Raw genomic sequence first — 11,781 nt, 5'->3', positions numbered from 1 at the left:
GGAGCTTTTCCTAATGAAAATTCACTACTTAAATTACTTTATCTTAGGATAACTGAACTTTATAAAAAGTGGAATAATCGTCCAATTTCAAATTGGGCTCTTGTCAGAAATCAATTAGATATGGATGGGAATTTAAAAGAAAGAGTTAAAAAATATCAGTATTAAAAAATCAGGTAGATTAATTTTATCTACCTGACTTATAAAATAAAAACTACTTACACACTTTTATTGACAAACCCTTAGTTAGCTTACCATTATAAGAAGACACTCCTCCACTTAAGTTGTAAACCTTATTAAACCCATTTTTAGATAAAATATCACAAGCTCTTGCACTTCTTCCTCCAGAAGCGCAATACACAACTATTTCACTATCTTTATATGAATTTAATGTTGATAATTTTGATGAAAGTGCATCAACAGGTAAATTTATAGCATTTGGAATATGCCCTGTTTTATACTCTCCTGAACTTCTCACATCTAAAATTATTATATTGTTGTCACTTGTCATCTTTTGAAATTGAGATCCAGTTATAATAGTGTAACCTCTTTTTCTAAATAATCCCACAACGTCTCATCCTCCATATTTTATGCATCTTTTAAAACTTCTTTTAATGCATTATATGAAAAATCTATTATTTCGCTACAACTTACCTTATTTTTCTTCAGATTAGCGCAAATTTCTGTATTATATTCTTCTCTTACTTTTTTCATTATTTCTTTTGTATATTTTCTAGCTTCATTTGGATCACAACTATCTTCTCTTCCTTTTATGTAACCTGCTACTAAAACAGCTGCATTAACCGCTCCACATAGACTGCCCACTGTTATACCCGTTCCCATTCCACTTCCTAAAGCAACAGGTATCTCTGTTTTAAATTCTTCGTTATAAGATTTTATTAGTGCTTCTGCACAAGTATACCCTTGACTATGATAAATTGATGGTTTCGTCATTTTAATGTCTCCTTTTCAGTTCAATTTAATTATACATACATTATAGCACTATTTTAGTTTTTTTCTGTGACTTTATCACAAACAATATGTTCTTTCATATAATTATAGCCTACTATGAAAAACATTATTTTACTATTTTATCTTAAACATCACCAATTTTCATATCTTTATTAGTATATATATTCTATTCATTTATCTCCTCATAATCATCTACATATTCTAAAATATCCCCAGGCTGACAATCAAGTGCCTTGCATATTTCATTTAATGTGGAAAATCTCACAGCCCTTGCCTTATTATTTTTCAGTATTGATAAGTTAGCCATGGTAATTCCAAGTTTTTTAGAAAGCTCCGTGGCGCTCATTTTTCTCTTTGCCATCATCACATCTAAATTTACAATTATAGCCATTTGATTACCTCCTTAAATAGTTCTATCATTTTCATCCTTAATGTCTATAGCTATTTCAAATAATTTAGATGAAACAAGAGCAAAAACTCCTATAGCAAGTGATAAAAATGAAACTATTACACAAGGTACAATAGTAAGTGCGTAAAAATATATGTCAAATACAAAGTAAAAAATCATATTGATTAAGTTAAAAAGAATAACCTCACTAAATGAGCAGTAAGCAATATTATTTATTAGCTTTGGTATACTCTCACAAAAAGGATTTTTACTTGTTATATGTGAACATAATTTTTTCAAATTAAGTAATGCAATTACATAAGGTGCTGCACAGATGTAAATACCCACAGTCATTACTGTTATATATTTTGATTCAATATTTATGAATGCAGTTTTACTTAGTGAACCCAAAATAAAAGGCAAACCTGCCAACATAATTAGTGTTAAGATTATTCCCACCGAAACTACAATATTTAAAATTTTAGAATAATTATTTTTCATTTTATATTGTCTCCTTTTAGTTATGTTTTTTTAATTTATACACATCATTAATCTTAATTACTAATGCACTTATTATTGAAATAAATAAGAATAAATATGCTATTGGAATTAAAAAGAATGGTTCCTTTAAAGTTCCATCTTCTAAAACTTTGCTTCCTATTAAGTTAAATGATACTACACATAATGCAGTCATTAATAAACATAGTAATGTAATTTTATATTTTTTCATTTTTTTCTCTCCTTTTTATTTTCTATAATTATATTAATACATTATTTATAAAAACACAATAAAAATTTATTGTTTTTCAATAAATTTTTATTGTGTTACTTAAATCATAATCTCAATAATATTAACTATGCATTAAACTTAAATATAAAATGACACTCTAATAGTTGATATAATATAAGTTTTTAACTATAATTTATATAATTTCTCACAACAAATATACTTTATTATCAAATGGAGGCGCTATGAAGAAAATACTATTTGTAACTGACTTATATTACAATGCAAAAGGTAGAAATTACTATGAAGAAGATCTTTTCCTTACCTCTGCACTTAGAGAAGATTTCAAATTAGTTATTTGTAATCCAAAAGACATGAATCACTTTAGTGAAGATTTCGATTTAGTTTTGTTTAGAAATACAGGCCCTGCTGCCAATTTTGAAGAAGAATATAAAATATTTAGGAATGAAGTAAAAACTAATAATTTACTTACTTATAATTCTTTTGATGGTCATGGAGATATGAACGGTAAAAATTATTTAATAGACCTTACAAACAATAATATGCCCGTTATTAAGACTGTGAATAATATTAATGACTTTCATAAACTACCAGATGTAGATAATTATATAATAAAACCAATAGATGGTGCTGATTCTATAGGTTTAGAATTTTTAAGCAAGAAAGAAATTTGTAAAAAAATTAGCTCAAATAATTATGATTTTTTAATTCAACCATTTATAGATTTTCAGTATGAAGTATCTTTTTATTATATAGATAGAAAATTCCAGTATGCTCTTTATGCTCCAAATAAAGAAAAGAGATGGCAAATGGAAGAATATACACCTACAAACGAAGATTTTGATTTTTGTAATATATTATTAAACTGGAACAATTTAAGTCATGGAATTCAAAGAATTGATGCTTGTAGAGATGAACATGGTAATTTACTCCTTGTAGAAATGGAAGATTTAAATCCTTATTTATCTTTATTAGATATTTCATCAACTTTAAGAGATACATTTATTTCTTCATTAAAAGAATCTTTAAATAATATTTTATAATAAAAACAGCAACTATTTTATATTATCTAAAATAGTTGCTGTTTTATTTTATTAAATTAAGCTACTTTTGTATCTTTTTTTTCATTAGATTTTAATGACTTGTCAATAGCTATAGCTGTTGCCATTGTCCCATTAACATTTAACATAGTCCTTCCCATATCAAGAATTGGGTCTATAGCTATTATTGCTCCAGCCAGTGGGAAATACGCTCCCATTCCCATCCCTGAAATTACCACAGATACAGACATAGTTGCAGTTCCTGGTATTCCTGCAATACCCAGTGAACTTATTGTTATAACTATTATTAACATTACGTAGAAAGTAAAGTTCATATCTACTCCAGCCATATTAGCAATCAATACACTAACTAATGCTGGATATACTCCTGCACATCCATTCATACCCATATTTGAACCTAAGCTTGTTACAAAGCTAGCAGTTCCTGAATCTACTTTCATATTCTCCGTTAAAGCTTCTACCGTAACAGGTAGCGTACCTAAACTTGAACGAGACGTGAAAGCTAAAATTAATGCTTTTGATGCGTTTTTAATATAAGTTATTGGATTCATTCCACTTAGAGTAATTATTATCAAATGAACAACAAACATAATTACCACACTTATATATAAGGCAAAGATGAAATCTACCACATCTAAAAGTGAATTAACTCCTCTACTTGCTATGGTACTAGCCATCAATGGTACAACAGCATAAGGCATAAGTTTTATAACTGTTATAGCAACTGAAACTATAATTTTATAAAAAGCTTCCACCATATCTATAAAAGGCTTTATTATTTCTAAATATTTTTTTCTAAGTCTTCTTATGGCAAGACCTATAAAAGCCGCAAAAATTACTACTGCCACTGTATTTCCATCAGCCATAGCCTTTATTGGATTCGATGGAAGTAAATTCCTTATAGTGTCTGGTAGTGATGTTATCTCTCTAAGCTCTTCACTAGTATTAGCCACTTGTACAGAAGCACCTAAATCAAATATATTCGCTACTATTACAGCAATAATAGCTGCTATGGCTGTTGTTGCAAAAAACATTGCCACAGATCTGAATGTTAGTTTTCCCAAGTTATCTTCTTTCATATTCATTATAACTCTAATTATTGAAACTAAAACTAAAGGTATTACTATCATTTTCAATAAGTCCATAAAGCCGTTACCAAATAATCCATACCATGTACTTACTTCATTTATCCATGTAATAGATGTAGGATCTTTCGGAAACTGAGCCAATGCCTGAATTAAAATTCCAAGACCTAAGCCTAAAAATATTGAAATTATCATTAAGTTTGTAAAATTAAATTTCTTGCTTATTTTATTTATTATAAAGAATAAGCCTACTAGTACAACAACCATTAATACACTGTATATATTAGTTATCATTAAAAATTGCGATAAAAATGTATTACTCATATTATCCTCCCAAATATTTATTATCAAAATGATAATTTAAATTATATCATTATCATTTTGATAACACAATACTTTTTTATAAAAAAAAGAAGTATCTCTTAAAAACTTTGAGATACTTCTTTTAAAATTAACTTTTCTTTATAAAATCTACATTGCACTTTGGGCAGTGAATAGAAATCTTACCTTTCCCCTTAGGTACTCTTACCTTCTGTTTACAAGAAGGACATTTAAAAAATGCATATGATTTCTTTTGTTTTTTAATATTCTTTTGTTTATCTAGAGATAACTTCACTTTATTATTAAAATTTAAATATAATGTTCTTTCTGAATACCTTTTATTAAAATTCTTAGAAAACATCCTAAAGTATATAAATATCACCATAATTAAAGCCAGAATGTAAAATATTTCGCCAAATAAACTTGCTCTACCAGTTAATAAAGATATTATTAAACTTATAAATACTAACTTGAACAGAAATTGATTCAATTCATCATTCCCATATCTTCCATACATAAATTTCATTAATTTCTCTTTCATTATTATTCTCCCTTGAAATTTTAATCTTTCGTGTAAAGAATTTTAACATATATAATGGTTTTTAACAACTCTTTTACCCATTAACAAAAACCTTATTAAAAGAATCTTATTTGGGTATCTATTAATTGTATTTATATTGTTAAAACAAATTTCATTTTCAATTGAGAACACAATCTAACAATTTCATTTGACATAATCATGTTTTAACAGTAATATAATATTATTAATTGAGAACGAAAATTTGAGTGAGAGGGATTAATATGAGTAATAGTAGATACGATGAAGCAACAAAAGTCACATTAATATCCATTATATGGAATGTTATTTTAACATTTATTAAAGTTTTAGGAGGTATACTAGGAAAATCAAACGCTATGATTGCAGATGGCCTTCACTCTGCATCAGATATAATTAGTTCAATAGGAGTTTTGATAGGCAATAAAATTGCAAAAACACCAAATGATAAAGAACACAATTATGGACATGAAAAAGCAGAAACTTTAGTGTCTTTTTTATTATCCATGTTACTTATAGGTGTTGCACTAAAAATAAGTTTAAATGGGATAAATTCACTAATCCACTTGAATGATGTGCAGGTGCCTACATTTTTACCACTAATTATTTCTGTAATTTCCATTGGAATTAAAGAATATCAATACAAAATAACTATAAAAGTTGCTAAGAAAATAAATTCCCCATCTTTAAAAGCAGATGCATGGCACCATAGATCTGATGCTTTATCTTCTGTAGCTGCATTCATAGGTATTGGTGGTTCTTTACTTGGATTCAAAGCTCTAGATCCTATTGCTACAGTAGTTGTTGGTTTATTTGTTGCAAAAGTTGGATTAGATATTTTTAAAGATGCAATTAATGAGTTAATGGATTATTCTATAAATGAGAATGATGAATCACAAATCATTACAATTGCAAATGACACAGATGGTGTTTTAAATATTGGTGAACTTAGAACAAGAAAACACGGTTCAATGGCTTATGTGGACTTAACTATTTGTGTAAATAAAGATTTAACAGTTTTACAAGGACATGAAATTGCAAATAAACTTGAAATCTCTATTTTAGAAGAACTACAAATTGTAAAAGGTATAACTGTTCATGTTGAACCTTGTATAAATCGTTACAATTGTTGCAATAACACATTTTCATAAAAATAGCACTGTAAATTGTCAGTTATTTGTCAGTCAATCAATTTATCCACAGTTTTATCCACAGTTTTTTACTAGTTATGCACATTTATAAAAGGCTATGGTATTACGCCCTAGCTTTTTATATTTTATACTAAATTTTTAATTTTAGGAATATTTTTAGTAAGCTTTCGCATATGCTATACTACGCAGTGGTTATTATAGCTTGCGAAGTATGAGTGAGCATAATGAACATGTAGTGGTTAGTATGTTAAGCAATTATGGAGGATTCTGTGCATTAAGAATCCTCTGTTTTATTTTGTATAAATATAAAATAAAACCACCTATTTTTAGATAGGTGGTGGAAGTTTAGTTATAAAACTAGCATAAGCTTTACTTGTTTTTATAAGATTTAACGAATGATATTCTTCAAGATTCAACAAATCAGATAAATCGTAATCATTTCTTTTAAATTCTTCCTCTAATTCTTTATATGCCCTTTTATCACATCCACTAATTAATACGTAACTAGCATTTGCATTCTTTAGATCTTCCTTTGTTTTCTCTGATAATTGGTTTAAATAATGCAATGTAAAAATGTATCTTAAATTGAACTTGGCACTTTGAACCAATTCTTTGCCAATTAGATATTGAGCCATAGGTACTTGAAATATCTCATCTATTATTACAGTGCATCTTTTACATTTAGTTGTATTTCTTATAAGTGTGGCCAACCAAATTTTTGTTATAAAAAAAGTAACTAATATATTCTTGCTTAAACTTTCATTATACTCACTCTCTTTTAATCTAATTAATATTATTTTACCTTCATTCATAGCATTAACGAAATTAATATTATTAGCTGGATTTAAACTATACATCAAATCTATATTTGGGTCCTCTTTCAATAAGTTAACTCTGTCTATAATTCCTTCTATTTTACTATCTTTTGTTCCGCATATAGTACCCTCTTTTTTATCATATTCATTAATCTCAAGCATGTTATCTATATCTTCTTCTAATATGCTTTTCAAGTTATCATTTAGATTGTTTAATAAATTATTTCTAATAACATGGTTTTGTAAACATCTAATAACATCTTTTAGTGAAGCATTATTATTTAAAAATACTATTTTTCCTGCGCTAATTAAATATCTTCTCATTTTGCCAGTCAACCTTTTACCATCTTCATTTATAGAATCAACTAAATTCATAACCTGTTTTATCTTCATATTAGATATTTTTATTTTTTTTAAATCAGTCATATTTTCATTAATACTTAACTCATTGTACGAAAAAGCTTGATAGCATTCAGCATTAGTTAAATCTAAATCAATTAGACGGTCAACAGGCGTTATTCTTCTAATATTATCTGCAAACTCTGTATTTTTAATATAATCAAATACTACTAACCCTTCTCCTTTATCAATTATATTCTTACAAATATTTTCAGATAAAGTTGATTTACCACTTCTTGAACCACCTAGTATAGCGATAGGCAAATTAATTAAAGAAGGTTTAGAGTTAAAATAAGCTTCTTCATTGCCATTTTTATATTTATTTACTCCAAGTTTTATATATCCTTTTTTTAATTCTTCTGGTAAAGTAGACTCATTTATCTCGTTTTTTTCTATTTTACTATATTCACTAAGCAATTCTCTTCCTGGTATTGCAATAGCATTGCTTAGTTTTTTATCTGAGCACTCTAAATTATCTAGTTTGAAATCAAAATCAGTAAATTCAAAGTTGCCTTTAGTAGCTTTAGGTATTAATTTATTATCATCTTTTATTATTTCAAAACTATTTGCAATAGTATCAAGCAGTTTTTCCTGCTGTGTTTTATCCGTACTTTCGCTCAATACTGCTATTTGAGTTTTAATTATTGTGTCTGTTTTTTTCTTAATTGTTGATTTTGATAATACTTTTCTATTCTCTATAACTGAACTAACTTGATTAACCGCTTCTATCTGCATATTTTCTTTAGCAAGAGCTGTTTGTATCTCTTTTATAAAAAAATCTAGTCCTTTAATTAGATTTAAAAAGGCTAAATATATTAAACTTCTAGGCTCTAGTTTTATTTTTTCTATATTTCTATTTTTGTTATAAGCTTCATAGTCCTCGTTATATCTTGTAATCCACGTTTTCTGTTGTCTTGGAGACATTGGCATCATGTTATAAATAATGCCTACTGCATCATTGTCTTTCATAGTATCTATAACAGATAGATTATTAGATAGTAAATCATTATTTCTTTTATCTGTTGCCAAAGATAATGCGTCTTTATTTTTATATGTCATTTGGTATTTACTGCAATTTTCAGAAAAAGTAGGTATTTCTGATACTTCTTCTATGTTTATTTTATTACCCCAAGTGCTGTTAATTTTATTTTTTATTAATGATAGATAGTAATCAGGTACTATAAAATAAAAACTAACATTTTCTTTAGTAATGTATATATAATAAGATAACTTGCATTGAGATGTTATAGTAAGTCTGCTATTTTCTCTTGTTACTCTAAGTTTTAAAGATCTATACATCGAATTGACAATTGCTGCTATATCATCTGATTTATTATTTTTAGCACTTGTATGTGGGATTAGTTTCAGATATCTATATTTAGGATTAATTATTTCATAGTAGTCACTTAGTTTTATATTCTTCATAACTACACCCCCAACATAGTTGCTATCATTTCAATCATAGCCCAAATCAAAATATTACTTACTACTTTAACTTTAGCTTCTTTAGATCCAAACATAGCCAACACGATATTATACATGCAAAGAATAATAAGAACATAAAAACTAAGATTATAAACACCCTTTAAACAACAATTCAATAAATTACATAGACTATTCCACATATCCGCAAATACAGATTCTTTCATAAATTCCTTAACTGCATTCCATAACAATTCTTTCATATCAGCACCTCCTAGAATAAATCCCTTATAATTTCGAATATTATTGGAGCTAAGATGAGAGCTAGATAACCAGTTGCATATTTAAATATGATTTGAAAGTATCCCCTTCCACCTTTTGCTAATTCACTTGCTAATTCTATTGAACACATTATTGTTGCTACAATAGCCATATACATTTGAATTTTATTTAATATGGTGTCACCTATAGCTGTAACTTTATCTGCATATATTATTGAAGGATTTAAAATTAATGCTAATATCAAAACTACCATCATGTATTTATTTTTATCTCTTTTAAGAATTTCAATTTGTTTGTCTATCTTATTTACTTTGTCTTGAGTTAAAAATTCATTAAACGTATAAGTATCTATCTTTTTCATGAATAAAACCTCCCAGATTGTAAATAATTAATAATAAATTATTCGTTCGGAGGATTGAAGAAATGTACACTTTTTATATGGGCATGATAACTGCTGGGATAATATTTGAATGTATAGTAAAAGGATTATAATAGTTTTTATAGAATATATAAAAATGAACACATTTATTTGTCGTTCAATCCACGAAGAGTGCTCTATTAGCTTGCAGGCTGGGGCACTCTTTTATTATTCAGTTTATTTTTAATCCCATTTCCACACTCCTTTTTCTCGCATGTCTTTTTCAACTAACATTTTTATATAGACGCTTATTCCAAATGTACCCTTGACACTATCTTCTAAATAATTGTAAATTGCTACATCTCTTATGTTTTCTTTATAGCTTATTTGATGTTTTAAAGGTTTCTTTTTATCCATTAACTTCACTCCTTTCATTGTAACTTTACTAATTTATATTCAATTTTAAGTATAAAAATTCCTACTTTTTAAATAATTTTATTATAAAAATGTGGAAACTTATATATAGTTTACGCATATGCATTATTAAATAAAAATTCAAGGTGGATATATAATAAAAGAAATATTAAGAGAATACCTTTATAATCTAAGAGGTTATTATCCACTGATTGAGTTTGATAGAGAAATGCTTATAAAAATACTTTTAAATAATAAATTACCAAATATTGTGATATTATTTAATTGAGATAACTAAAATGGGGGGTCTATTAAAATGAAAGAAGTTACAAATAAAAAATACATTGAGTGTCCCAAATGTAAAAGTATTCACGCAGAAGTAAAAAAAAATGGTTTATTTGCTAAAATAGGCATTGGCGGAGGATTAATCGCATCCTTAATTGGAAGTGTTACTTTTAGTGCATCTGTTCTTTCAGTATTAACATTTGGATTAATAGGTATTAGTGCTTTTATATTTCCAGCTATATTCACATTTTTAATTATATTTGTACCTATTGTATTAATAATTAATTACATCGCTGGGTACACAATAGAATGTAATGATTGTCACAGTATATATAAAATAAGTTCTAAAGAATTTTCTGAAATGAATTTATCCAAAATGCATAAAGGCATTGAAGTTAGTATTATTGATACTGAGATTACTAATAAAGATATTGAAGTTACAAATAAAAACATCGAAAATACCAATGTTGATTTAGATTCACATGATAAAGCGAAAGCATTATCTATAACCGTTGGAATTATAATATTTATAATCGTAATTTTTTGCTAGTATAAAAAGTCTGGCTGAGTTAATTTAAAGGAAATTGTCTAATTAGATAGAATTATTTACTTACACAATATAAAATGAATCAAAGGGGATAGTGAAATGAAAAATTTAAAAGATTGGATAAAAAATAATAAAATAGCAACAGGATTAATAATAGTATTAGGGCTAGGGGCATTAGGAAATTTAAACAAAGGTGCAGTTAAGGAAAATAAAGTAGAAAAAACGCCAGTTACACAAGAACAACAAACCGAAACAACACAGGAAGTAGGATCTACAACAGAAAGTAATAAAGAAGATAAAAAAGATAAAAAAATTACAGAATGGAATGGGCACGATCTAGGTAAGAATAAATTTGTTCTATCTAATGACAAATATTGCTTTGTTATAAAAAAAATTGATAAGGTCAAAGATACAATTAGATTAACTTATACTTTTATAAATGAATCTGGAGATAATTCTAGCGCAATTTGGAATTTTCAATGTAAACCTTATCAAAACGGAATAAGCTTAAATGATAATAAAGATTATAAAGGTCATTATTATAAATGTGGAAATGAACAGACTTCCGTAAGAAGTGGATATTCTATAGATGATTGCTGGGAGTTAATTCCTGTAGGCGATGGCACAGATATAGAATGTGATATTGGGGCAGGAATGTGGAATGATACGCATATATTTAAAATAAATGTAGATACCATGAAATGGTCAATTGAAGAAAAATAAATAGATAAGGCTGGTAAGGAACTTTATTTCCCTACCAGCCTTTTAAAATTACATAATTACATGGATTATTAAAATTATAGACATGCGTTAAAGATCCTATACATATTATTATAGTACCTATATTTTATAAATAGAGAATGTCTATAGATTTGTGTAATAATTTTGTTTTGTAATTTATATTACTGGAAATTCAAAATTCCAGTAATATTTTTTTATTTCTAAGAAATACTAATACTAGCATTCTTTTCACAATTATT

At 27.0% G+C, this 11,781-nt stretch carries 15 protein-coding genes and 1 pseudogene; 5 read left to right on the top strand and 11 right to left on the bottom strand.

Annotated features, from left to right (window positions below; translation table 11 throughout):
- Nucleotides 1-165: pseudogene (locus K0040_RS18690) on the top strand (IS256 family transposase); the annotation flags it as partial.
- A 46-nt stretch (nt 166-211) separates the two neighbouring features.
- On the opposite strand, the gene K0040_RS18685 reads toward K0040_RS18690, so the two are convergent.
- The 5 genes from K0040_RS18685 to K0040_RS18665 form a co-directional block, all read right to left on the bottom strand.
- Nucleotides 212-565 (bottom strand): rhodanese-like domain-containing protein, encoded by a 354-nt coding sequence (locus tag K0040_RS18685; protein WP_228110238.1) that lies wholly within the window; start codon nt 563-565, stop codon nt 212-214.
- 20 nt (nt 566-585) lie between these two features.
- Nucleotides 586-951, bottom strand: coding sequence for a C-GCAxxG-C-C family (seleno)protein (locus K0040_RS18680; protein WP_228110237.1), 366 nt, complete (start codon nt 949-951; stop codon nt 586-588).
- A 184-nt stretch (nt 952-1,135) separates the two neighbouring features.
- Nucleotides 1,136-1,360 (bottom strand): helix-turn-helix domain-containing protein, encoded by a 225-nt coding sequence (locus K0040_RS18675; RefSeq protein WP_228110236.1) that lies wholly within the window; start codon nt 1,358-1,360, stop codon nt 1,136-1,138.
- Nucleotides 1,361-1,372: 12 nt separating this feature from the next.
- The gene (locus tag K0040_RS18670) at nt 1,373-1,858 is read right to left on the bottom strand and encodes a DUF2975 domain-containing protein (protein ID WP_074917330.1); all 486 of its coding nucleotides are present in this window, start codon (nt 1,856-1,858) and stop codon (nt 1,373-1,375) included.
- A gap of 16 nt (nt 1,859-1,874) precedes the next feature.
- The gene (locus K0040_RS18665; RefSeq protein ID WP_228110235.1) at nt 1,875-2,087 is read right to left on the bottom strand and encodes a DUF3955 domain-containing protein; all 213 of its coding nucleotides are present in this window, start codon (nt 2,085-2,087) and stop codon (nt 1,875-1,877) included.
- 242 nt (nt 2,088-2,329) lie between these two features.
- On the opposite strand from K0040_RS18665, the gene K0040_RS18660 reads away from it, so the two are divergent.
- Entirely contained in the window at nt 2,330-3,148 is an 819-nt protein-coding gene (locus K0040_RS18660) for a hypothetical protein (RefSeq protein WP_074917332.1), read from the top strand.
- 56 nt (nt 3,149-3,204) lie between these two features.
- On the opposite strand, the gene K0040_RS18655 is transcribed toward K0040_RS18660, so the two are convergent.
- Both K0040_RS18655 and K0040_RS18650 read right to left on the bottom strand, forming a co-directional pair.
- The gene (locus K0040_RS18655; protein ID WP_228110234.1) at nt 3,205-4,575 is read right to left on the bottom strand and encodes a cation:dicarboxylate symporter family transporter; all 1,371 of its coding nucleotides are present in this window, start codon (nt 4,573-4,575) and stop codon (nt 3,205-3,207) included.
- 127 nt (nt 4,576-4,702) lie between these two features.
- A complete protein-coding gene (locus tag K0040_RS18650; RefSeq protein WP_074917334.1) occupies nt 4,703-5,113 on the bottom strand; it encodes a hypothetical protein in 411 nt (136 codons plus the stop codon).
- A 260-nt stretch (nt 5,114-5,373) separates the two neighbouring features.
- On the opposite strand from K0040_RS18650, the gene K0040_RS18645 reads away from it, so the two are divergent.
- Entirely contained in the window at nt 5,374-6,279 is a 906-nt protein-coding gene (locus K0040_RS18645; RefSeq protein WP_228110233.1) for a cation diffusion facilitator family transporter, read from the top strand.
- A 326-nt stretch (nt 6,280-6,605) separates the two neighbouring features.
- Here the strand turns inward: K0040_RS18645 and K0040_RS18640 are convergent, their stop codons facing one another.
- The 4 genes from K0040_RS18640 to K0040_RS18625 all read right to left on the bottom strand — a co-directional run bounded on the left by K0040_RS18640 (nt 6,606) and on the right by K0040_RS18625 (nt 9,972).
- Entirely contained in the window at nt 6,606-8,918 is a 2,313-nt protein-coding gene (locus K0040_RS18640; RefSeq protein WP_228110232.1) for a type IV secretory system conjugative DNA transfer family protein, read from the bottom strand.
- A gap of 2 nt (nt 8,919-8,920) precedes the next feature.
- A complete protein-coding gene (locus tag K0040_RS18635) occupies nt 8,921-9,178 on the bottom strand; it encodes a hypothetical protein (protein WP_228110231.1) in 258 nt (85 codons plus the stop codon).
- A gap of 11 nt (nt 9,179-9,189) precedes the next feature.
- Nucleotides 9,190-9,558 carry a hypothetical protein gene (locus tag K0040_RS18630; protein WP_228110230.1) on the bottom strand — a complete coding sequence of 123 codons (369 nt, stop codon included), beginning with the start codon at nt 9,556-9,558 and terminating at the stop codon, nt 9,190-9,192.
- Between the two features lie 240 nt (nt 9,559-9,798).
- Complete coding sequence (locus K0040_RS18625) at nt 9,799-9,972, bottom strand: hypothetical protein (RefSeq protein WP_228110229.1); 174 nt, start codon at nt 9,970-9,972, stop codon at nt 9,799-9,801.
- Between the two features lie 313 nt (nt 9,973-10,285).
- Between K0040_RS18625 and K0040_RS18620 the strand changes: the two genes are divergently transcribed.
- Together K0040_RS18620 and K0040_RS18615 are read left to right on the top strand one after the other, a co-directional pair.
- A complete protein-coding gene (locus K0040_RS18620) occupies nt 10,286-10,804 on the top strand; it encodes a hypothetical protein (protein WP_228110228.1) in 519 nt (172 codons plus the stop codon).
- A 96-nt stretch (nt 10,805-10,900) separates the two neighbouring features.
- Nucleotides 10,901-11,524, top strand: coding sequence for a DUF4352 domain-containing protein (locus K0040_RS18615; protein WP_228110227.1), 624 nt, complete (start codon nt 10,901-10,903; stop codon nt 11,522-11,524).
- Nucleotides 11,525-11,781: the final 257 nt, after the last annotated feature.

The sequence above is a fragment of the Terrisporobacter petrolearius genome, from assembly GCF_020748185.1.
GTDB lineage: Bacteria > Bacillota > Clostridia > Peptostreptococcales > Peptostreptococcaceae > Terrisporobacter > Terrisporobacter petrolearius.
This window is presented reverse-complemented; position numbering and strand designations above follow the sequence as displayed.